Source organism: Streptomyces catenulae (genome assembly GCF_000718015.1).
GTDB lineage: Bacteria > Actinomycetota > Actinomycetes > Streptomycetales > Streptomycetaceae > Streptomyces > Streptomyces catenulae.
The window spans coordinates 68,918-88,978 of sequence record NZ_JODY01000026.1 but is presented as its reverse complement, the minus strand read 5'-3'; the positions used below and the strand labels follow the sequence as shown (position 1 = coordinate 88,978).

The window sequence follows — 20,061 nt, the reverse complement described above, 5'->3', positions numbered from 1 at the left end:
GAATGTGGGGCGGGCGCGGGGCGGGCCAGGGCGACGGCGGGTGGCGGGCCCGTGTGTGGCTCGCCGGGCCGGGCGGCGTCCCCGCGTCCGGCCCGGACGTCCCGGCCTGTCCGGCCCGGCCCCGACCGGCCCGCCCGGAGACGCCGAGCGGCCCCGCACGGTCGGGGGTCCGTGCGGGGCCACATGGTGTACGGCGTGACCGTACAGCCCACCGGGCGCGGCGGGCGGCCGGTGAGCGGTCAATGGGCGGGCGGCGGGCGGCAGACGGTCAGCGGGCGGTCGGTGGGCGGTCGGTGGGCAGGCGCCGGGCTGTCGGTGGGCGGTCGGTGGGCGGCCCGGGGTCTACGAGTTGGGGCTGGTCGGTGGGGTCTGCGGGCCCAGTCCCCAGCTGATCGGGTGGCCCTCCGTCGCCGCCGGGTCGACCTCCCCGGTGCGGGCGAAGGCCGCCCACTCGCCGCGCAGCACCCGGCCGAACTCGTCCACGTCGGACCACGGGACGTCGCCGAGCATCGGCGCGTCCCGCCACGCCGCCCCGTCGCCGAGGAGCAGCGGCAGTTCCAGGCAGTGGACGGCGCCGAACGGGGAGCCCGCGGGCTCCCAGTCGAGGCGGTAGGTGGTGACCCGGGCGCCCGCGGAGGTGGCCCAGGCGCCGAACTCCGCGACCGGGGCGGCGAAGGTCGGGCCCTCGGCGGCGCGGGCGGCGGCGCGGCTCAGGCCGAAGGCGGTCAGCTCCTCGTGGTTCCAGCCGATGAGCAGGTCGACGCCTTCGAGTCCGGTGGCGGGCGGCGTGGCGGGGACCGGGTCGGCGCCGACGACCGGGGAGAACGGCGGGGTGACCCGGCTGCCGGTACGTTCCACGGCGTGGGCGGCGGCGGCCGTACGGGCGGTGAGCAGGGCTTCGGCCGGGGCGGTGAACGGGTCGCCGTCCAGCGCCGCGAGGAAGGCCGCGCCGTCCGCCTCGGCCGCGGCGAGGTCGGTCTGGAGCGGGCCGAGGACCGGGCTCTGGAGGATGGCGCGGCGCAGCAGGCGCGGGGTGTCGGGGTGGCGCAGCAGCAGGGCCAGGGAGATCGCCCCGGCGGACTGTCCGGCGACGGTGACCTGTGCCGGGTCGCCGCCGTGCCGGGCGATGTTCTCGGCCACCCAGCGCAGTGCGGCGAGTTGGTCGAGGAGGCCGAGGTTCCCGGCGGCGACGTCCGGGTGGCGGAGGAAGCCGAGCGGGCCGAGGCGGTAGTTGACGGAGACGACGACGAGATCGCCCTCGGCGCTGATCCGGGCGCCGTCGTACCAGTCGAGCAGTCCGGAGCCGCTGGAGAAGCCGCCGCCGTGCAGGAAGACGAGGACGGGCCGGGGGCCCGCGGGCGTCGCCGGGGCGGTGATGCGCAGGTGCAGGCAGTCCTCGTCCTGCGGCAGGTTCCGGGAGGGGCCCATCACGGCTTCGAGGCGGGACGGCGGCTGCGGGCACATCGCGCCGGACACCGGGACGTCGCCGCCCGCGGGGACAAGGACCGGCGGCCGGAAGCGGTCGGCGGTGGCGTAGCGGAGGGGTCCGGTGCGGCGGACCGGCACGTTCCCCCGGTCGGTGGGGACGTCGACGACGTGTCCCGGTGCGCTGTTCACAGGCGGGTCTCCTTCGGTACGGGGCGGGCGGCGGTACGGGCCCGGTGGCTGCGGTCCGGGTACAACGTACGGATCCCGGCGGCCGGTCCGTCCGGGGGAGGCGGAACGGACGCGGCCACCGGGAGGTTTCCGGTCAACGTGCGGGCGGTCGGCCGCGGGCGGGCGGCGCGGGGTGTGCGGGCCGGTCGGCGGCCGGGGGCCCGTGCGTTCAGAGCGGTGGCAGCCCCAGGAACCGCCGGGCGTTGCCGCCGAGGAGCGCCGTGCGCGCGGTGTCGTCCAGGAAGTCGGAGCGGTGGACGACGGCGCCGACGGGCCGCTCCCCCAGCGGGTACGGGTAGTCGCTGCCGACCATGACCTGGCTCGCGCCGAGGGTGTCGACGAGGGTGCGCAGCGCGGCGGGTTCGAAGACGACCGAGTCGACGGAGAAGCGGTCGGTGTAGTGGGAGGGCGGCAGTGCGGAGGTGGCGACGGCGTCGGGGCGGCGGTGCCAGGCGTTCTCCAGGCGGCCGAGCCAGAACGCGAAGGAGCCGCCGCCGTGCGCGAAGCAGATCCGCAAGGTGTCGGGGACCCGGTCGAAGACGCCGCCGAGGACGAGGGCGAGCACCGAGAGATGGGTCTCGGCGGGCATCCCGGTCAGCCACCGGGCCATCCAGCGGTCCAGCCGCGGGGAGTTCGGCATGTCCCAGGGGTGGACGAAGACGGGGGCGCCGCGGTCGGCGCAGTGCTGGAGGAAGGTGACGATGCCCTCGTCGTCGAGGTCGCGGTCGCCGACGTGGTTGCCGATCTCCACGCCCAGGTGGCCGTTGGCGAGGCAGCGGTCGAGTTCGCGGCAGGCGGCGTCCGGGTCCTGGAGCGGGACCTGTGCGAAGGGCAGCAGCCGTCCGGGGGCGGGGGCGCAGATCTCCAGGGCGAGGTCGTTGAAGATCCGTGCGACCTTGATCGCCTGGTCGGCGGGGCGGTCGTAGTGGAAGAAGACCGGTGTGGGCGAGACGACCTGGGCGTCGATGCCGTCGGCTGCCATGTCGGCGAGGCGGGTTTCGGCGTCCCAGCAGTCGGCGCCGATCCGGCGGAACTCCCGGGAGCCGACCATGATCATGGCGTCGCGTTCGGAGGTGACGCGGAGCCAGGGCCAGTCGGTGGCGGGCCCGGCGGCGGTCGCCAGATCGGGCCAGCCGAGCGGCACGTAGTGGGTGTGGACGTCGATACGGGAGGCGTGCGCGAGGGGGTCGGGGGTGGGTCTGTTCACGGTGCGGTTCCGCTCTTGCCGGGGTGCAGGGTGCCGCAGGCGCGGCAGGTTCGGGCCCGGTCGTCGCCGTGGAAGGCGGCGAAGACCGGGGGGAGGTCGCGGACGATGTCGCGGACCTGGAGTTCCACGTCGTGGACGAGGGCGTGGCAGCCGGGGCAGTACCACTGGAAGCGCTCCAGGGTGCCCTCGTCCCGGACGCGTTCGACGACCAGCCCGACGGAGCCGGGCTCGGGGCGCTGCGGGGAGTGCGGGACGCCGCCGGGCAGCAGGAACATCTCGCCCTCGCGGACGTCGATCCGCCGGGGCCGTCCGTCGACCATGACGTTGATGTGCATGGCGCCCTTGACCTGGTAGAACCACTCCTCGTACGGCTCCAGGTGGTAGTCGGTGCGGGCGTTGGGGCCGCCGACGACCTGGACGATGAAGTCGCTGGTGCCGTCCCAGATCTGCCGGTTGTTCACGGGCGGCTTGAGGTCGTCGGCGTGGTCGCGTACCCACTGGGCGAAGTTGATGACCGGAGGCAGGTCCATCGTGCTCCTCGGGTTGGCGGTACGGAGGGGGTGCGGGCCGGACGGAACCCTAGGGGTGTGGCCGGTGGGCGATGCCCTGGATCTCGATGAGCAGGTGCGGGTGGGGCAGTTGGTGAACGGCGACGGTGGTGCGGGTGGGCCCGCGCTCGTCGAAGTGCTCGGCCCAGACGGCGTTGTAGCCCGCGAAGTCGTTCATGTTCACCAGGTACGCGGTGACCTGGACGAGGTCGTCGAGGGTGGCTCCGGCGGCGGCCAGCACCTCGCGGACGTTGGCGAGGACCGCGCGGGTCTGCTCCCGGATGTTGAGGGTGGTGGCGCCCATGTCGTCGGCGGTGGCACCGGCGATGGTGTTGTCCGGCCTGCGGCTGCTGGTTCCGGAGAAGAACACCAGGTCCCCGGCGGTCTTCACATGGGGGAAGCGGCCGCGGGGGGTGGCCTTCCCGGGGACGACGATGCCGTCATTGCTCATGAAGGGTTCCTGATCGTTGCGGCGGGCGCGGTGGCCCCGTCCGCCGTGGCGTCCGCCACCGTGAAGGCGGCGCGGCCGAGTCCGGTGACGGTGGCCTCGATGTGGCTGCCCGGGGTGAGGGCGACGGCGGGGGTGGCGGCTCCGGCCAGCAGCACGTCCCCGGCGCGCAGCGGGTGGCCCAGCTCGCGGGCGCGGCGGAGCGCGGCGTGGACGGCGCGCAGCGGGTGGCCGAGGATCGCGGCGGTGGAGCCGGTGTCGGCGGTGCGCCCGTCGATCTCCAGCCGGACGCCGCGGTTGGCGAGGTCCCCGGCGTCGGCGAGCGCGATCCAGGGCCCGAGGACGTATCCGGCGGCGGAGGTGTTGTCGGCGACCACGTCCTCCAGGGTGAAGCGGAAGTCGCGGTACCGGCTGTCGATGATCTCCAGCGCCGGGGCGACGGCATCGACCGCCGCCTCCGGATCGACGGTGTCCCCGGGGCCCACGTCCACCGCGAGCCGGAAGGCGACCTCGGGTTCGACGCGCGGATGGACATAGGCGTCCAGGGAGATCCGGGCGCCGTCGGGCAGCCGCATGGCGTCGGTGAGGCGGCCGAAGATGACGTCGAAGACGCCCATCTGGGCCGCCTTGGTGCGGCTGGTGAAGCCGAGCTTGACGCCGCTGGGCCGCTCACCGCGGGCGGTACGCCGCTCGATCAGCAGCCGCTGCACGTCGTACGCCGCGTCGAGGCCGAGCGGCGCGGTGGCGGTGAGCTGGGCGACGGGGGCGGCGCCGGTGGCCGCGGCGTCCAGCACCGCGGCGGCCTCGGCGAGATCCCAACCGGCTTCGGTCACGGGGGCGTTCATACGGCGGATTCCTCTCTGGCGGCGGGGGCGATCATGACGCGCTCCCCTCGGTGGCGTCGGCGGCGTCCGCCCGTACGAGGTCCGCGTGGACCTCGCCCAGCCCGTCCAGGCGGGCGCGGAACACGCCGGGACCGGTGACCGGCACCATCGGGCCGAGCGCCCCGGAGAGGACGAGGTCACCGGCGCGCAGCGGGTCGCCGCGGCGGGCCGCCGCGCGGGCGAGCCAGGTGACGGCGGCGACCGGGGTGCCGAGGCAGGCGGCGCCGGAGCCGGTGGAGACGGTCTCGCCGCGGTGGTCGAGGGCCATGCCGAGGCCCGGCAGGTCGACCGCGGCGAGCGGTCGCGGGGTGGTGCCGAGGACGACGGCGCCGCCGGAGGCGTTGTCGGCGACCGTGTCGGTGATCCGGATGTCCCAGTCGGCGATCCGCGAGTCGGCGATCTCCAGCGCGGGCAGCAGGAAATCGGTCGCCGCGATCACCTCCGCCGCCGTCACCCACGGTCCTTCCAGGTCCCTGCCGAGGACGAACGCGACCTCCGCCTCGATCCGCGGCTGTAGGAAAAGCCCCAGGTCGAGCGGTTCCCGGTCGGTGTGGACCATGCTGTCGAGGAGTACCCCGCAATCCGGTGCGTGGACCCCGAACTGCCGCTGTACGGCCGCGGAGGTCAGCCCGATCTTGTGGCCGACCCGCCGCGCCCCGTCCGCGAGCCGCCCGTCGAGCACCGCCCGCTGCACCGCGTACGCCGCGTCCTGGTCCCACCCGCCGATCAGATCCCGTACGGGCGCACAGGGCACCCCGCTCGCGGCGGCGGCCCGCAGTCGCGCGGCGGCGGCCGCGATCTCCTCCGTACCGGCCCGCTCGGCGATCAACTCACCGCAGTACGCGCCCTGTTGGCGGTGTCCGTCGCTCACAGCTGTACGCACACATTCGTCGGCTCGGTGTAGAAGTGCAGGGAGTGTGTGCCGCCCTCGCGGCCGATGCCGGAGAGGCCGGTGCCGCCGAAGGGCGAGCGCAGATCGCGCAGGTACCAGGTGTTGACCCAGGCCATCCCGGTCCGCATCCGCTGCGCGACGCGGTGGCCGCGCTCCAGGTCCCGGGTCCAGACGCAGGACGCCAGCCCGTACGGGGTGTCGTTCGCCAGCCGGACGGCCTCCTCCTCGGTGTCGAACGGGATGAGCCCGGCGACCGGCCCGAAGATCTCCTCCCGCATGGTGCGCGAGGTGTGCTCGAGCCCCGTCCACAGCGTCGGCTCGATCCACGCGCCGCCGTCCAGATCCGCGCCCATCCCGGGGACGCCGCCGCCGGTCAGCACCTCCGCACCCTCGCTGCGGGCGAGTTCGAGGTAGCCCAGGACCTTCTTGCGGTGGCCCTGGGAGATCAGCGGTCCGGTGGTGGTCGCCGGGTCCTCGGGGCGTCCGGGGCGCAGCTCACGGGCGCGCTGCGCGAGCCCCGCGGCGACCTCGTCGAAGAGTGGCCGCTGTACGTAGATCCGCTCGGTGCACAGGCAGACCTGCCCGGTGTTGGTGAACACCGACCGGGCCAGCCCGTCCACCGTCCGCGCCACATCCGCGTCGTCGAAGACCAGCGCGGCGTTCTTGCCGCCCAGTTCGAACGAGACCGGCCGCACGCCCGGCGACGCCGCCCGCATGATCGCCGTACCGGTGGCGGACTCGCCGGTGAACGTCACCCCGTCCACGTCCGGGTGTCCGGCGAGGAAGGCGCCCGCGGAGTCCGGGCCGAAGCCGTGCACCACATTGCAGACGCCGTCCGGCAGCCCGGCTTCCTTCAGGATCTCCGCCAGCAGCGTCGCGGAGGAGGGCGTCAGCTCCGACGGCTTGACGACCACGGCGTTACCGCAGGCCAGGGCCGGTGCGAGCTTCCAGGTGAGGAGGAGCAGCGGGAGGTTCCACGGCACGATGACCGCGACGACGCCGAGCGGTCGGCGCACCGCGTAGTTCAGCGCGGTGCGCCCGCCGGGCAGTTCGGTGAGGAAGGAGTCGAGGCCCGCGGCGGCGACGGTGTCGGCGAACGCCCGGAAGTTCGCGGCGGCACGGGCCACGTCCAGGTCCCGGGCCATCGCCAGCGGCTTACCGGTGTCGGCGACCTCGGCGGCGACCAGTTCGTCGGCGCGCCGGTCGATGACGTCGGCGATCCGCCGCATCAGTTCGGCGCGCTCGGGGACGGTGGTGTCGCCCCAGGGTCCGGTCAGGGCGCGGCGGGCGGCCCGGACGGCGACGTCGACGAGGATCTCGTCCGCCTCGTGCACCTTGCCGACGAGCGCGCCGTCCACCGGGCTGAACCGGTCGAAGGAGCGCACGCCGTCCACGAAGGCGCCGTCCACGAAATTGCGGATCTCCCGCACGGGGAGCGAAGTGCTGCGGCTCATGACGCCGAGGCTAGGGAGAGTCAGCCATGCCTGAATAATGCTCTTTGCGTTCCCTGTGATGCCTCTACGGGCATACCGTGACCCCATGGAGAGCGAGAGGCTGCTCGACGGCCGACTGAAACTGCGCCACCTCACCCTCGTCACCGCCATCGCCGACCAGGGCAGCGTCATCCGCGCCGCCCAGGAACTGCACATCACCCAGCCCGTCGTCACCCGTGCCCTGCACGAGCTGGAGACGATCCTCGGGGTGCCGCTGTTCGAACGGCACCACCGCGGGGTGACGCCGACGCTGTACGGGGAGTCGTTCGTCGGCCATGCCCGCGCGGTCCTGGCCCAGCTGCGGCAGGCCGGCGCGGAGCTGGGCCACCTCGCCGCCGGTCACCTCGGCTCGGTGACCGTCGGCGTCCATCTCGCCGGGTCGAACCTGCTGCTGCCGCGGGCGATGGCGGCGCTGAAGCGGGCGCATCCGGCGGTCACCGTCGTCGTCCGCGAGGCCACCCCGGACACGCTCCGCGCCGGGGTCCTCTCCGGGGAGATCGATCTGATCGTCGGCCGCCTCTCGGGGCAGCCGCCGCGCCGCCTCACCCAGGAGCAGCTCTACCGCGAACCGGTCCGCCTCACCGCCCGCACCGACCACCCCGTACACCGGCTGCGCCAGCCGTCCCTGGCCGAGCTGCGCCGCTATCCGTGGGTGCTCCCGGTCGACCGGACCGCGCTCCGCGCCGAGCTGGAGGAGCTGTTCACCCACGCCGACCTGGAACTCCCCGACGACCGCGTCGAGTGCACCTCCATGCCCACCCTGCGCCACTTCCTCCTCGCCACCGACGCCCTCGCCGTCCTCCCCCTCCTCCTCGCCACCCAGGACCCGGACCTCCGCCTCATCGACACCCCCCTCAAATCCATCAGCCAGGCCGTCGGCCTCACCCGCCCCGCGGACCGCCCGCTGTCCCCCGCCGCGGACACCCTGCGGACGTATCTACGGCAGGAGGCGCGGGGGCTGGCGCGGTTGGGGGAGTAGGGGGAGTAGGGGGACGAGAGGGTTACGGGGGGCTCGGTGGGGGCCTCGCCGTTCGGCGGGCGCCGGGGAGGGCTACGGGGCGGGCCCGCCCGGAGGCCCCTCACCCGTACGCCGACGCCGAATACGGCCGACTGTCAGTGGCCCGCCCTACGATCCGTCCATGGCGATTCAGCGGATGGACAACGTCGGCCTCGTCGTCGACGACATGGAGGCCGCCAAGGCGTTCTTCACCGAACTCGGCCTGGAGCTGGAGGGCACGGCCCCGATCGAGGGCCCCTGGGTGGACCGGATCTTCGGCCTCCCCGGCGTCCGCTCCGACATCGCGATGATGCGCACCCCGGACGGCCACTCCCGCCTCGAACTGACCACCTTCCACTCCCCACCCCCGTTCACCCCCACCCCGCCGAACCTCCCGCCCTCCACCCTGGGCACCTGCCGCCTGATGTTCGCCGTCGACGACATCCACGACACGGTCGCCCGCCTCCACCCCCACGGCGGCGAACTCCTCGGCGAGATCAGCCAGTTCGAGAACGCCTACCTGCTCTGCTACCTACGGGGCCCCGGCGGCGTACTGATCGCCCTGGCGGAGGCACTGGGCCAGGAGGCGGCGGAGGGGTGACCACCGGGGGCGGGTCGGCCCTCGGCAGGGCGGGCCGGCCCTCGGCAGGGCGAGCCGCGCCGCCCGACACGACCCGCCCCACGCCCCCGGGGTCCCGCCACACACCCCCGAGACGGATCGACGCACACGGACGGCTCACTCCGTAGCCCTACCTCCCCTCCCCCGCCTCCTCTCCACCCTCCCCCGCGCGAACTCCCGCACAAATGCGGGCAGTTCCGCCACTTCCAGCAGCGACGGCAGCCACTCCGCCTCCGTCGTCACCGCGCGGAACGTGTACGCCACGCTCACCCCGTGCGCGGGCCGCCGCACGACCGCCACCGGGTCACCGGCCCGGATCTCCCCCGGCGTGATCACCCGCAGATACGCCCCCGGCAGCCCGGCCTGTGTGAACCGCCGGTTCCAGCCGCGCAGCCCCATCCACCCCTGGAACGTCCCGCACGGGATCCGCGGACACGACACCTCCAGCACCACATCCGCCCCGACCCGCCACCGCTCCCCGATCAGCGCGCCGTTGACGTCCACCCCGACGGTCGTGAGGTTCTCCCCGAACGCGCCGTTCCCCAGGGGCCGCCCCAACTCCCGCTGCCAGCGGTCCAGATCCTCCCGCGCATACGCGTAAACGGCCTGGTCGGCGCCGCCGTGGTGCGCCACGTCGTAGACCCGGTCCCCGGCGAGACCCACCTCCCCCGTCCCCTCCGCACCGGGCGCCGCCACCGCCACCGCCCCCTCGACCGGCCGTTTGTCGATCCCCGTCCACCCATCCGGCTCCCGCCCGCCCCTCCACGGGTTGGGGCGCGGCCTGCCGACATTGACGGAGAGCAGCTTCATGGCGGCGACGGTAGGGCGGGGGCACCGGCACGGCGAGCGGTTTTCCCGGGCCCTACCCCGCCCCCCGGCTCACCGCGATCCGGTGCACCTCCCGCAGGGACTCCCCGAGGCGGGCGACCGCATAGCGCAGCTGCTCGGGTGTGGTCCGCCGTTCGGTCGCCAGGCGTTCGACGTGTGCCAGCAGGTCAACGGCCATCTCCAGCTGTACGGACTCCATCTCGTCGGCCAGCTGCGCGACGTGACCGGTGCCGTCCCCGACCAGATAGCAGGGCTGCCCCTCGGCCCCCGCCCACGGCAGCAGCCGCGGCGCCCCCACCTCGCCCCTCATACCGCCGCCCGCCCGCTACGCGCCGCGCACACCAGCACCCGCCGCCCCGTGTCCCGCCACTTGGCCTCTGCCGCCAGCTTCCGTTCGTACGCCACCAGCTCCGGCGGCAGCCCCTCGCCGGGCGCCAGGCGACGGCACCGCGGCGGCCGAATCGGCCGAACGAGAAACGCCGCCGGGTCCGCCGTCCGCGCCCCACCCGCCACCCGGTGCCGCCCGCTTGACGGCCACCACATCATGACGGCGAGGGGGACCAAGGGCACGAGGGGCGCCCACGGCAGCACCCGTTCCCCTACCTGAACGAGGGATTCCAACACGTCATCAACTCCTGGTCAGTTCAGCGCCACGCCGATGGGCACCCGCCGCCCGGACGGAACCCGGCCGGATTCCGCTGCGTAGCGATTCCCTCACAGCGTGAGACCACGAGGGCTACCCTGGCCAGGGGGTTCGAGGTGACTCCCCCTCCGTCACACGGGAGTTGACGATGAGCAACATCTATGGGGAATGGCTGCGCACCAAGCGCGAAGAAGCGGGCATGACCCAACAGGAACTGGCAGACACCGCGATCATGACCCGTTCCCACATCGCCCATATCGAGGCGGGGCGCCGGGTTCCGTCCCGTGAGGACGCCCGGAGACTGGACCTGGCGCTCGGGACGGGGGACGTGCTGAGCAGTTTTCTGCCGGAGGACGACTCCGCCATCGCAGATCACTTTGCAGCCGCCCGTGAGCTGGAGAAACAGGCAACCGTCATCCGCGAGTTCGGCATCTCGATGATCCCGGGAATCCTCCAAACCGCGGGCTACGCACGGGCGATCATGCGCACCGCCTTCCCTCCATGGAGCGACGAGGAATGTGACAGCTACGTCGTCACACGCCTCGAACGCGCAAAAATCCTCGCGAACCCGGTACGGCCAGCAGTGTGTGCCCTACTTGACGAGGCCGTTCTCCGGCGTCCGGTCGGCGGCCCCTCGGTCATGGCCGAACAGATCGCGCACGTCGTCCGTCTCGCGGAGGTCGGCAGGATCCGGGTGCACGTCATCCCCTTCGACCTGGGCGCCCATCCGCTCATGCAGGGTGTACTGACCATGATGTGGTTCGAGGACCAACCGCCCGCTGCTTACACGGAGGGCATGCAGACCGGCAAGATCATCGACTCACCGGCCATGGTGGACCGCCTTCAGGGCTCATACACTCTCGCAATGGGCGACGCCATGCCCTTGCAGGAGTCGATCACCCTCATGAAAGCAATCACGGAGGAATACGAGCGCCATGGATGACCGCACCGCCCCTACAGCTGCCGCAAGTGGATGGCGGAAGTCTTCGTACAGCGGGAACGACGGGGGCACGTGCGTCGAAATCCACGATGGCGACCCGACCGGCGTCCCCGTCCGCGACTCCAAGAACCCCCACGGACCCGCGCTCCTCATCCCGGCGGACGGCTGGGCAGCGTTCATCGGAAGCCTCAAGAACGGCGACTTCCCCTCCTGACGGCGGCACTTCCCAGGGGACAGCCTCGTCTGAGCCCCGGCGCTCGCTCCGACCGGCCCTCCTCGGGCGCCGGGAATTCCCTGCGTTCGGCCGACGCCACGATGTGACAGCGGCCGACGCACATCGACAGAAGGAGCCCGTCCCATGACCCATCAGCTGCCCCCGCAGGCCATGTTCACCACCGGCTGGCGCAAGTCCTCCTACAGCGACAACCAGGGCGCCAGCTGCGTCGAAATCCACGACGGCCACCCCACCGCCGTTCCCGTCCGCGACTCCAAGAACCCCCACGGACCCGCGCTGCTCATCCCGGTGGACGGCTGGGCCGCGTTCGTCCGGGGCGTCAAGAACGACGACCTCGTCGCCTGTTGAGGTATCGCAGGAGCGGGTACCGGGCGGGGGCGGAGTCCCTGCGCCGACCCGCTCCCCGCCGCTGACGAAAGGTCCCCATGACGCTGCTCGTAGCCGCCGTCATCGTCCACGATCGGGAGACCGACCGCGTCGTTCTTCTCCAGCGGGGTGAGAACGCCAAGTTCGCGCAAGGGATGTGGGACCTTCCCGTCGGGAAGAGTGAACCCGGCGAAGCCATTACGGAGACGGCTGTTCGTGAGCTGTACGAGGAGACCGGGCTCGTCGTGGAGCCGGAATTGCTCGAAGTCGCGCACGTCATTCACTGCGCCAGGGGTGTGGAGGCGCCCAACGGGTTCCTCACGGTCGTGTTCGTGGCCCACCACTGGTCCGGCGAGCCCGAGAACCGTGAGCCGGACAAGCACGCCCAGGTGCGGTGGGTCGAAACCGGCAGGGTCCCTGACAACTTCGTGGGTACCACAGCGAGCGCACTCCGCCGCTATCTGGCCGGTGGGCCACAGGTGTCGCTGTCCGGCTGGTGATCGCGCCGGGCCACTCCGGACGCTCCCTTCGGCCCCCGGACGCCGAAACCCCCGCCCATCCGCCGTGGGGGCGGGGATGGGGCGGGGGGCCGGGGTGGCGTCCGGGGGGGGGCGCTACCGGTGGGGTGGGGTCAGTGGGCGAAGCCCCAGTCGAGGATCTTGGTCGCGTCGTCGAAGCGGCCCTGGTCGTCCTGGAGGATCGCGCCGACGAGGGTGCGGTTGTCGCGCTCGGCGGCGAAGACGAGGGCGTAGCCGCTCTCGGGGCCGCTGCCGGTCTTGATGCCGAGGGCACCGTCGTAGCTGCTCAGCAGCTGGTTGGTGTTGTTCCAGGTGTAGTAACGGGTGTGGCCGTTGGCCGCCGGTGCCTCGGTCTTGAACTGCTTGTTCTTGACGACCTCGGCGAAGACCGGCTGCAGCATCGCGCGCTGGCCGAGCTTGGCCAGATCGCGGGCGGTGCTGTGGTTGTTGCCGTTCGAGATGCCGTCGTACGTGTCGAAGTGCGTGCCCTTCAGGCCGAGCTGCTGCGCCTCGTCGTTCATCTGGCGGACGAAGTCGGCGATCCGCGCGTCCGTGGTGTCGCCCTGGCCGTAGTGGTCGGCGAGGGCGCGCGCGGCGTCCGCGCCGGACGGGATCAGCATGGCGTGCAGCAGCTGGCGGACGGTGAGCGTGTCACCGGTCTGGAGGTCGGCGGTGCTGGCGCCGACCTTCTGGACGTAGTCCCGGTACTCCTGCTTGACCTGGATGCCGTGGTCCAGCCACTCGGGGTGCTTGAGCACCACGAGCGCCGTCATGATCTTGGTGGTGCTGGCCATCGACACGCTCTCGTCGGCCTTGGCACCGGCCCACATCTCGCGCTCCTGGCTGCCGTCGCGGGCATCGAGGAGGAAGGCGTGTTCGGCCTTGACCTGGGGCGCGTCCTGGGACTTGAGGTCCTGGGCGTCGGCGGCGGGCTGCTGCGCGGCCTGCTGGCGGTGCGTGTCCTGCTGGTCGTCGACGGAGTGCGTGGCACCGGGGGTGGCGGCCTGGGCGAGGCCGCTGGCGGTGATCGGCAGGGCGGCGCCGACCATCGCGACCATCGCGATCCGGACCCCGGTGCGGTGTATCCGGTTCGGGCGGGCGTGGGAACCCATGGGTATCCCTTTCTCCCGGCGCGTGAACGCCGGTAGCTCGTGGTAACTCGGTTTATACCGAACCTACTTGTGTGCGGACACCGACCGTCAAGCCCGTTATGTCATAGCCCCGTAACGAGCTGAAAAGGGGTGGAGAAGTTGTGTACGTGACGGGTGGGGCCTGTGGGGTTGCTCGCGGGGAGTGAACGGACGGTCTCTCCTGGGCATCAGGGGTTCGCCGGATCTTCCACGTGAGGTGGACCGTCGCGTCGCGGTTGACCTGCCCGTTTCGGCGGCGGGGGCGACCGTCGGGCCGGGGCGGGGGCCCGCTTCCGCCCGTTTGGTGGTTGCGGATTCAACCTCGGGTGATCACGGTCCGTGAGGTGCGGATCGGGGCGTACGGGCGGGTGGTTGCGCCGCTCGGAGGCGTACGGGGAGGGGATCGGGGGTGCGGATCGGGGGTGCGCCGGGTCGGGAGCGGCGGCGGGCCCGGGGGCGTAGCCTGCCCCCGGGCCCCGTGGTGCCGCCCTGTGTGGTTGCCGGCGCGGTGAAGAGCGCGGGTCATGCTGAGGTCGTCGTGTTCTGCCTTTGAACTACCGCGCATCGGAAAAGTGGCTGCACGGGCCGGACTTGAACCGGCATCCGACGACACGGGCCCGGCCCGGTCGTTCCGGCGAACGGCGGCGCATGCTGAGTCTGGAGCAAGAGTCTGAGATTGATCGCGGTGTGCCTCTGCCCGTTGGGCCACCGCGGCCCGAAGTGCCGCGGGGAGGACTCGAACCTCCACTGACCACCGCGTCCGTCACGACAAGCCTCAGTTTCAGCTTGCGCTCCTCGCGCACCCCGGACGCGCTGCGGCGTCCGGGGAGTTGATGGGGCTACCCGAAGAGGTAGCCGAAGACGGCGTCACCCACCCTCTGGTCGGTCACCTCTGCGCCGTTCGCCTCCTCACGGGCGAACTTCACGGCGGTCTGCAGCTTCTCGACGCGGTCGAGGAGTTCGTTGACCCGGCGGGCGGGGAGCGCGCCGGAGAACTTCATGGTCGTCCAGTACCCGACGGGTATGTCCTCGTAGTACACGTCGACCTGCGCCGGGTGCTTCTCCGTCGCCTCCGCCTTGACGTGGTTTCGGGGCACCTTCTTCGTACGGACGGTGCGGACCGGCTCGGTCTTCCAGGCGTCGGTGGACGGGTCCTGCACCCAGGACTCCGATGCGTCGAGCACCGGCAGCTTGCGGACGAAGGCGGCGAGGTCGCCGAGCTGCTTCTCCAGGAAGAGCAGGTACGCCACCGGCACCTGGGTCAGGAGCGGGCGGCCGTCGACCGTCACATCGGCGCGGGCGGTGCAGTTGGCCCAGTCCTTGGTGGCGGTCACATCGAAGAGCCTGGTCAGGGTGGTGGCCGTGGACCGCAGGACGTCTTCGGCCTGTATCTGCACCCGGGTGGACTCGGGCGGCAGCTGCTCGCCCTCCTCGTCCTTGGGCCGGTACGTACGCGCGATGCCGGAGAGCAACGCGGGCTTCTGGAGGCCGTGCTGGGCGGCCGTCAGGTCCTGCTGGGACTTGGACTTGACGCCCTTCTCGACCGCGATGATCTGATTGAGTTTCGCCACGCCCACAACAGAACCATGTCGTTGCGTGACTGCCGAATGATTTTTCGAGCATTCAGGGTTCTGTCCGGGTCGGGCCCGGGGCGTCTCCCCCGGGACGGGTCCGCAGGCGGGTGCTGGCGGCGGTCAGTGCGGCGAGGCGGTCCGGGGCGGTGGCGGCGCGGACCGCGAGGTACATCCGCAGGGTGAGCGGGTCGCCGTCCAGGGGGCGCAGGGTGACGCGGCGGGAGGCGACCGCGTCCGCCGCCGACGGGTAGAGCGGGGTCCAGCCCGGCTCGCCCGCCCCGATGTCGGCCAGGGTGTCCTGGAGGCGGACCGACGGCGGGCCCATGACGGGGGCGAATCCGGCGGCACGGCAGGCGGTGTGGACGGCGTCGAAGAGCACCGGGTTGATCTCGCGCGGGGCGATGCGCAGCGGCAGGGCGGCGAGGTCCGACAGCCGGAGCGGGGTGCGTACGGCCAGGGGGTGCGCGGTGGGGAGGGCTACCCGCAGCGGGTCGTCCCAGAGCGGGAGGAAGCGCAGGTCGGGGGCGGGTTCCTCGGGGCGGGGGGCGGTGGTGTCGCCGGGCCCCGCCCCGGGGCCCGGGTGCGGCACGCCGCCCGGGTGCGCGTCCCGGTGCGGGTGCGCGTCCCGGTGCGGAGGGGGCTCGCCCCCGGGGAGGGGACCGGGCCGGGCCGCCCGGAGGAACGCCGCGTCCAGGCGTCCCGCCCGGACCTCCGCCAGGCGGCGCGGCGCCTCCAGGGTGCGGAACACGAAGCGGGTCCCGGCGCCCCGCCCGGGGAGCGCGTCCAGGAAGTCGTCCAGGCGGCGCCCGAGGCCCGTACCGATGCCGACGTGGAGGACGGCCTCCTCTCGGGCGGCCAGACGGCGCGCACCGGCGGTGAACGCGTCCTGGGCGGCGAGGAGTCGGTGGGCCCGCGGGAGCAGTTCCCGTCCGGCGGGGGTGAGCGTCACGGTGCGGCCCGAACGGTCGAAGAGGGCGAGGTCCAGCTCCCGTTCCAGGCGGCGTATCTGCTGGCTGACCGCGGGCTGGCCGATGTGCAGCCGGGCGGCCGCCCGCCCGAAGTGCAGTTCCTCGGCGACCGCGACGAAGTACCGGATCTGCCGCAGCTCCACGCCGTCCCGCCCCTCCGCCGGACGCGCCGCGGGCGGTGGCTGCGCCCGTACGCCGGTCCCCTGTGCCGCGCCTCCCGGACGGGCGCGGATCCGGATGAGCGTCGCACAGCGGGTCCGGGCGGCGTCCGAGGGGCCAGTCAGCGGGGGGTGCCGCCCCGGTTCGCCGCCCGTAGGAGGAGCGCGAAGGCGAGGGCGCCGACGCCCGCCGCGCCCGTCACGAACCAGCCCAGCGCGGCGAGATCACCGGCGGGGAGGCGGCTGGTGACGTAGATCCCCAGGGAGGCGCCGAGCAGTTGGACCGCGCCCATCAGGCCGGACGCGGAACCGGCCGTCTCCCGGAACGACGTCACGCCTGCGCTCGTCGACAGCGGCAGCAGGAACCCGTTGCCGAACGTCATCACCGGCATGAACACCAGCACCAGCAGCCCCCAGGGCGCGCCCGCGCCGCTCAGCCCGAGGGCCAGCATCAGCAGCGCCCGCCGCAGAAGAAGGCGTGCCCGTACCGGAGCAGCCGGTCCACCGGGCGGCGGCGGACCAGGGCGCGCGAGGTGAGGTTCCCGGCGACGTACGCCAGCGAGACGGTGACGTAGCAGTAGCTGGTGGTCTCGGTGGCCAGTCCGAGGCGGGCGAAGACCAGCGGGGAGGCGGCGAGGTAGCCGAAGTAACCGCCGTACGCCACCGCGAGGTTGAGGGTGTACGCCCAGAACCGCGGCCGGGCCAGCAGCCGCGGGTAGCCGCGGAGCGTGGCGGCGAGGTGGCGGCTGCGGCACTCCGGCGGCAGGCTCTCGGGGATCGCGGTGGCCATCACCGCGAGCGTGGCGAGCCCGAGCGCCGCGGTCACCGCGAACGGCGCGCGCCACGAGACGTACGTGGTCAGATAGCCGCCGATCAGCGGGGCGACGGACGGGGAGACGCCCACGACCGGCATCACCGTCGCGAACATCCGGGCCGCCTCCGTCGCCTCGTGGAGGTCGCTGATCACCGCCCGGCCGAGCACCATCCCGGCGCCCGCGCCCAGCGCCTGGAGCAGCCGCCCCGCGCCGAACACCTCGACGGTGGGCGCCACCGCGCACCCCACGGAGGCGACGGTGAAGACGCCGAGCCCGAGGAGGATGACCGGTTTGCGCCCGTACGCGTCGGAGAGCGGCCCGTACACCGCCTGCGAGACGGCGATGCCGATCATGAACGCGCCGAACGTCCACTGCACGGAGGCGACCGGCGTGTGGAACGCCGCCGCGGTGGCCGGGACGCCCGGCAGATTGATGTCCGAGGCGAACAGGCCACCGGCGTTCAACGCACAGAGGACGGCGAGGAGAAGGCCGCGGGAGGCGCGGCGGGGCGCCGGTCCCGGGGTGGGATGCGGTCTGACGGCGGTGGCGGGTGCCGTGGTGGATGCCGTGCGGGCGGCGGGGTGCATGGGGCCTTCCTGGGTACGGAGGGGGCGTGCCCGGGGTGGTGCGGTGGGGGCGTGCCCCGGGGGTGACGTGGTGGCGGCGCGCCCCGGGGCGATCGGGCCCCGGCGATCGGGCCCCGGGCGGTCCCCTGTGCCGCCCGGGGCCCGCCGGTGCGGGACCGTCAGCGGGCGGCTGCCCGTGCCGCCAGCGTCTCCCCGGCGATCGACCAGCTGTCGGCGGGGATCTCCTGCACCGTGACCCAGACGCTCTCCCGCCTGCCGCCGGTGGCGTCCACGTACGCGTCGGTCAGCGCGCGGACCAGTTCGGCCTTCTGCGCGGCGGTCTTCCCGGGGGTCTGCTGCACCTGGATGAGAGGCATGAGGTCTCCTGCTCGGACGAGTTCGGACGGATTACGGGGAGGCGGGAAGGCGCGCAGGAACGGGCCCGACAGGAGCGGCCCGTCCGGCGCTTCCGCCGTCCGTGCCAGTCCAGCAGCGGGCCCCGGGCCGTCCAAGACGCAATCCGCACCGACAGCGATCAGCGATCGTGATGAGCCGAGGTCAGGGGCTTATGAGGGCGGCGTGGGGGGGGGCGTAGGGGCGCGTCCGGAGACGGCGCGAGCGGCCGGACGGGCGCCGGGAGGGCCCGAGCGGGCGCCCGGCGCCGCCCGGAATTCCGTGTACGGCGCCGCACCCCGGATGCCACGATTCGGCCCATGCCGACGCCGCCCCCGCCCCCGCTCCGCTTCCCGGCTCCGCTGCGTCCCGGTGACCGCATCGGCGTCACCGCCCCGTCGAGCGGCGTACCGGACCGGCTGCGCGCCCGGCTCGATGTGGCGCTCGACGCCGTACGGGCCCGTGGTTACGAGGTCGTGGTGGGCGCCTGTATGGACGGCGCCGGGCATGTCAGCGCCCCGGCGGCGGAGCGCGCCGCGGAGCTGACGGCGATGGTGTGCGACCCGGGGATCCGGGCGGTGGTGCCGCCGTGGGGCGGGGAGACGGCGATCGATCTGCTGCCGCGGCTGGACTGGGCGCGGCTGCGGACGGCCGCACCGACCTGGCTCGTCGGCTTCTCCGACCTGTCGACGCTGCTCACCCCCCTGACCCTGCTCACCGGCGTCGCCACCCTGCACGGCAACAACCTGATGGACACCCCGTACGCGGTCCCCGACGGGCTGCTGTCCTGGCTCGATGTCGTCGCGGCACCCCGGGGGCACCGGTTCACGCAGGTGCCCCCGGGGCGCCACCGCTCCACCGGGTGGGACGACTACGCCGCCGACCCCGGTGTGCGCGTCTGCACCCTGGACGCCCCCGGGCGGTGGACCCGGCTGGACGGCACCGGGGACGTCACGGCCTCCGGGCGGCTGCTCGGCGGCTGTATCGAGACGCTCTGCAACCTCACCGGCACGCCCTACCTGGACACCGCCGCGTTCGCCCGGCACACCGCCCCGGACGGGCTGCTGATCTACGTCGAGGCGTCCGACGACGACGCCTTCACCATCTGCCGGAATCTGCACGGGATGCGGCTCGCGGGCTTCTTCGACCAGGCCAGCGCGGTGCTCATCGGCCGCACCACGGCGCCCGACGCGCCCTCCCTCAGCCAGCACGAGGCGGTTCTGGACGCGCTCGCCCCGCTCGGCGTCCCGCTCCTCGCCGATGTCGAGTGCGGCCACGTCCCGCCGTTCCTCCCGCTCGTCAACGGCGCCCGCGCGCACGTCGTCCACACCGCGGGACACAGCGCCCTCACCCAGACACTGGCGTGACGCCGAACGCTCAGGAACCCTGCCGGATCAATCCGCCGTCCCCGCCGCCCGGACGTCCGCCACCCGGAACAGCCCCATCGACCGCGTCCCCACCCGGAACTTCCGGGACGCGACACCGGGCACCGGCGGGAACTTGCGGCCCCGGACGCCGATCGCGATGACGCCGTGCTCCGGCAGCACCCGGGCCAGGCTCGTCAGCATGCCGGGCAGTCCGGTGCCGCTCGCGCCCTGCCACTGGACGCGTTCCCCGTAGGGGACGTCGGTGACGACGACATCGGGGGCGAACCCGGCGGTGGCCCGCTCCAGGGCGGACGGGTCGAAGGCGTCGGCGTGGGCCACGGTGTGCGGGAGGTCGCCGCCGTCCGCGGCGAGACGGGCCGCGAGGCGGTCGGCGGCGGTCGCGGCGTCGGCGTAGCCGGGCTTGTCGAAGCGGGCGGCCTTCGCGCGCTGTTCGGCGGCGCGGGCGGCGAGACCCTCGGCGGTCAGCAGGGCGAGGTTGGCGCGGGCGATCTCCAGGGAGGCGTCGTCGATGTCGGACGCCACCACGGCCGCGATCCGGTCGCGGTGCACCAGGCCCAGCACCGTCGAGAGGTACCCCTTGCCGCAGCACGGGTCCCACAGGACGGCCGGTCCGTCGCCGCCGCGCAGCGCCAGCGCGCGCTGGAACGTCTCCGAGGCCAGCCGCACCGGGAACGCCGTGAAGCCGGGCGCGGAGCGCAGTACGAAGCCGCTGGCGAGGTCGGAGTGGTCGACGCGCTCCGTCGCGTAGCGGTAAGCCACCGGTCGTCTCCTCCACTCACCGGCCCACCGTGCCCG

23 protein-coding genes are annotated in these 20,061 nt (G+C 73.3%); 7 read left to right on the top strand and 16 right to left on the bottom strand.

Translation table 11 applies throughout. From position 1 onward, the window contains the following. Nucleotides 1-342 precede the first annotated feature (342 nt). From IF23_RS0121785 to IF23_RS0121755, 7 genes are all read right to left on the bottom strand, one after another. Nucleotides 343-1,617 carry a carboxylesterase family protein gene (locus IF23_RS0121785; protein WP_078654157.1) on the bottom strand — a complete coding sequence of 425 codons (1,275 nt, stop codon included), beginning with the start codon at nt 1,615-1,617 and terminating at the stop codon, nt 343-345. A gap of 208 nt (nt 1,618-1,825) precedes the next feature. After that, nucleotides 1,826-2,863, bottom strand: coding sequence for an amidohydrolase family protein (locus tag IF23_RS0121780; protein WP_245655052.1), 1,038 nt, complete (start codon nt 2,861-2,863; stop codon nt 1,826-1,828). Further along, a complete protein-coding gene (locus IF23_RS0121775; protein ID WP_030286186.1) occupies nt 2,860-3,393 on the bottom strand; it encodes a 3-hydroxyanthranilate 3,4-dioxygenase in 534 nt (177 codons plus the stop codon). Before IF23_RS0121775 ends, IF23_RS0121780 begins: the two co-directional genes overlap by 4 nt. Before the next feature lie 49 nt (nt 3,394-3,442). Next, a complete protein-coding gene (locus IF23_RS0121770; RefSeq protein ID WP_030286183.1) occupies nt 3,443-3,862 on the bottom strand; it encodes a RidA family protein in 420 nt (139 codons plus the stop codon). Next, nucleotides 3,859-4,704, bottom strand: a complete 846-nt coding sequence (locus tag IF23_RS0121765; protein WP_078654156.1) for a 2-keto-4-pentenoate hydratase — start codon at nt 4,702-4,704, stop codon at nt 3,859-3,861. The genes IF23_RS0121770 and IF23_RS0121765 overlap by 4 nt, the downstream gene beginning before the upstream one ends. Before the next feature lie 31 nt (nt 4,705-4,735). Then, nucleotides 4,736-5,614, bottom strand: coding sequence for a 2-keto-4-pentenoate hydratase (locus IF23_RS0121760; protein ID WP_425423864.1), 879 nt, complete (start codon nt 5,612-5,614; stop codon nt 4,736-4,738). Beyond that, nucleotides 5,611-7,089 (bottom strand): 2-hydroxymuconic semialdehyde dehydrogenase, encoded by a 1,479-nt coding sequence (locus tag IF23_RS0121755; RefSeq protein ID WP_030286180.1) that lies wholly within the window; start codon nt 7,087-7,089, stop codon nt 5,611-5,613. The genes IF23_RS0121760 and IF23_RS0121755 overlap by 4 nt, the downstream gene beginning before the upstream one ends. Nucleotides 7,090-7,174: 85 nt before the next feature. Here IF23_RS0121755 and IF23_RS0121750 point away from each other — a divergent pair, with 85 nt between their 5' ends. Further along, nucleotides 7,175-8,107, top strand: a complete 933-nt coding sequence (locus tag IF23_RS0121750; RefSeq protein WP_030286178.1) for a LysR substrate-binding domain-containing protein — start codon at nt 7,175-7,177, stop codon at nt 8,105-8,107. 160 nt (nt 8,108-8,267) lie between these two features. After that, entirely contained in the window at nt 8,268-8,726 is a 459-nt protein-coding gene (locus IF23_RS0121745; RefSeq protein ID WP_030286176.1) for a VOC family protein, read from the top strand. 135 nt (nt 8,727-8,861) lie between these two features. Here IF23_RS0121745 and IF23_RS0121740 read toward each other — a convergent pair whose 3' ends face one another. Continuing rightward, complete coding sequence (locus IF23_RS0121740) at nt 8,862-9,554, bottom strand: MOSC domain-containing protein (protein ID WP_030286174.1); 693 nt, start codon at nt 9,552-9,554, stop codon at nt 8,862-8,864. Between the two features lie 52 nt (nt 9,555-9,606). Then, a complete protein-coding gene (locus tag IF23_RS0121735) occupies nt 9,607-9,882 on the bottom strand; it encodes a hypothetical protein (protein WP_030286173.1) in 276 nt (91 codons plus the stop codon). Between the two features lie 481 nt (nt 9,883-10,363). Here IF23_RS0121735 and IF23_RS0121725 point away from each other — a divergent pair, with 481 nt between their 5' ends. The 4 genes from IF23_RS0121725 to IF23_RS0121715 all read left to right on the top strand — a co-directional run bounded on the left by IF23_RS0121725 (nt 10,364) and on the right by IF23_RS0121715 (nt 12,256). Further along, entirely contained in the window at nt 10,364-11,158 is a 795-nt protein-coding gene (locus IF23_RS0121725) for a helix-turn-helix domain-containing protein (protein WP_030286169.1), read from the top strand. Then, nucleotides 11,151-11,369 carry a DUF397 domain-containing protein gene (locus IF23_RS32930; protein WP_078654155.1) on the top strand — a complete coding sequence of 73 codons (219 nt, stop codon included), beginning with the start codon at nt 11,151-11,153 and terminating at the stop codon, nt 11,367-11,369. The genes IF23_RS0121725 and IF23_RS32930 overlap by 8 nt, the downstream gene beginning before the upstream one ends. A 144-nt stretch (nt 11,370-11,513) precedes the next feature. Next, on the top strand, nt 11,514-11,738 hold the full coding sequence (locus IF23_RS0121720; RefSeq protein WP_051739793.1) for a DUF397 domain-containing protein: 225 nt from the start codon (nt 11,514-11,516) through the stop codon (nt 11,736-11,738). Nucleotides 11,739-11,815: 77 nt separating this feature from the next. Further along, nucleotides 11,816-12,256 carry an NUDIX domain-containing protein gene (locus IF23_RS0121715; RefSeq protein WP_030286166.1) on the top strand — a complete coding sequence of 147 codons (441 nt, stop codon included), beginning with the start codon at nt 11,816-11,818 and terminating at the stop codon, nt 12,254-12,256. 131 nt (nt 12,257-12,387) lie between these two features. On the opposite strand, the gene IF23_RS0121710 is transcribed toward IF23_RS0121715, so the two are convergent. The 6 genes from IF23_RS0121710 to IF23_RS0121690 all read right to left on the bottom strand — a co-directional run bounded on the left by IF23_RS0121710 (nt 12,388) and on the right by IF23_RS0121690 (nt 17,862). After that, nucleotides 12,388-13,386 carry a D-alanyl-D-alanine carboxypeptidase family protein gene (locus IF23_RS0121710; protein ID WP_030286164.1) on the bottom strand — a complete coding sequence of 333 codons (999 nt, stop codon included), beginning with the start codon at nt 13,384-13,386 and terminating at the stop codon, nt 12,388-12,390. Between the two features lie 857 nt (nt 13,387-14,243). Continuing rightward, on the bottom strand, nt 14,244-14,975 hold the full coding sequence (locus IF23_RS0121705) for a DUF7873 family protein (protein WP_030286162.1): 732 nt from the start codon (nt 14,973-14,975) through the stop codon (nt 14,244-14,246). Nucleotides 14,976-15,027: 52 nt separating this feature from the next. Then, complete coding sequence (locus IF23_RS35450; protein ID WP_051739792.1) at nt 15,028-16,089, bottom strand: LysR family transcriptional regulator; 1,062 nt, start codon at nt 16,087-16,089, stop codon at nt 15,028-15,030. A 137-nt stretch (nt 16,090-16,226) separates the two neighbouring features. Further along, complete coding sequence (locus IF23_RS32225; RefSeq protein ID WP_051739791.1) at nt 16,227-16,556, bottom strand: MFS transporter; 330 nt, start codon at nt 16,554-16,556, stop codon at nt 16,227-16,229. Beyond that, the gene (locus tag IF23_RS31515; RefSeq protein ID WP_051739790.1) at nt 16,556-17,506 is read right to left on the bottom strand and encodes a multidrug effflux MFS transporter; all 951 of its coding nucleotides are present in this window, start codon (nt 17,504-17,506) and stop codon (nt 16,556-16,558) included. The genes IF23_RS32225 and IF23_RS31515 overlap by 1 nt, the downstream gene beginning before the upstream one ends. Before the next feature lie 158 nt (nt 17,507-17,664). Next, nucleotides 17,665-17,862 (bottom strand): tautomerase family protein, encoded by a 198-nt coding sequence (locus tag IF23_RS0121690; RefSeq protein WP_030286157.1) that lies wholly within the window; start codon nt 17,860-17,862, stop codon nt 17,665-17,667. Nucleotides 17,863-18,198: 336 nt separating this feature from the next. Between IF23_RS0121690 and IF23_RS0121685 the strand changes: the two genes are divergently transcribed. Then, nucleotides 18,199-19,245, top strand: a complete 1,047-nt coding sequence (locus IF23_RS0121685; protein ID WP_037679054.1) for a S66 family peptidase — start codon at nt 18,199-18,201, stop codon at nt 19,243-19,245. Nucleotides 19,246-19,272: 27 nt separating this feature from the next. On the opposite strand, the gene IF23_RS0121680 is transcribed toward IF23_RS0121685, so the two are convergent. Further along, nucleotides 19,273-20,025, bottom strand: a complete 753-nt coding sequence (locus IF23_RS0121680) for an rRNA methyltransferase (RefSeq protein WP_030286153.1) — start codon at nt 20,023-20,025, stop codon at nt 19,273-19,275. Between the last annotated feature and the right edge of the window lie 36 nt (nt 20,026-20,061).

Excerpts from the sequence above, each read along its gene's own strand:
- IF23_RS0121740 (WP_030286174.1), bottom strand. The coding sequence starts at position 9,554 with ATGAAGCTGCTCTCCGTCAATGTCGGCAGGCCGCGCCCCAACCCGTGG.
- IF23_RS0121735 (WP_030286173.1), bottom strand. The coding sequence starts at position 9,882 with ATGAGGGGCGAGGTGGGGGCGCCGCGGCTGCTGCCGTGGGCGGGGGCC.
- IF23_RS32930 (WP_078654155.1), top strand. The coding sequence starts at position 11,151 with ATGGATGACCGCACCGCCCCTACAGCTGCCGCAAGTGGATGGCGGAAG.
- IF23_RS31515 (WP_051739790.1), bottom strand. The coding sequence starts at position 17,506 with ATGCACCCCGCCGCCCGCACGGCATCCACCACGGCACCCGCCACCGCC.
- IF23_RS0121755 (WP_030286180.1), bottom strand. The coding sequence starts at position 7,089 with ATGAGCCGCAGCACTTCGCTCCCCGTGCGGGAGATCCGCAATTTCGTG.
- IF23_RS0121715 (WP_030286166.1), top strand. The coding sequence starts at position 11,816 with ATGACGCTGCTCGTAGCCGCCGTCATCGTCCACGATCGGGAGACCGAC.
- IF23_RS0121690 (WP_030286157.1), bottom strand. The coding sequence starts at position 17,862 with ATGCCTCTCATCCAGGTGCAGCAGACCCCCGGGAAGACCGCCGCGCAG.
- IF23_RS0121745 (WP_030286176.1), top strand. The coding sequence starts at position 8,268 with ATGGCGATTCAGCGGATGGACAACGTCGGCCTCGTCGTCGACGACATG.
- IF23_RS0121685 (WP_037679054.1), top strand. The coding sequence starts at position 18,199 with ATGCCGACGCCGCCCCCGCCCCCGCTCCGCTTCCCGGCTCCGCTGCGT.
- IF23_RS0121750 (WP_030286178.1), top strand. The coding sequence starts at position 7,175 with ATGGAGAGCGAGAGGCTGCTCGACGGCCGACTGAAACTGCGCCACCTC.
- IF23_RS0121710 (WP_030286164.1), bottom strand. The coding sequence starts at position 13,386 with ATGGGTTCCCACGCCCGCCCGAACCGGATACACCGCACCGGGGTCCGG.
- IF23_RS32225 (WP_051739791.1), bottom strand. The coding sequence starts at position 16,556 with ATGCTGGCCCTCGGGCTGAGCGGCGCGGGCGCGCCCTGGGGGCTGCTG.
- IF23_RS0121765 (WP_078654156.1), bottom strand. The coding sequence starts at position 4,704 with ATGAACGCCCCCGTGACCGAAGCCGGTTGGGATCTCGCCGAGGCCGCC.
- IF23_RS0121720 (WP_051739793.1), top strand. The coding sequence starts at position 11,514 with ATGACCCATCAGCTGCCCCCGCAGGCCATGTTCACCACCGGCTGGCGC.
- IF23_RS0121725 (WP_030286169.1), top strand. The coding sequence starts at position 10,364 with ATGAGCAACATCTATGGGGAATGGCTGCGCACCAAGCGCGAAGAAGCG.
- IF23_RS0121770 (WP_030286183.1), bottom strand. The coding sequence starts at position 3,862 with ATGAGCAATGACGGCATCGTCGTCCCCGGGAAGGCCACCCCCCGCGGC.
- IF23_RS0121775 (WP_030286186.1), bottom strand. The coding sequence starts at position 3,393 with ATGGACCTGCCTCCGGTCATCAACTTCGCCCAGTGGGTACGCGACCAC.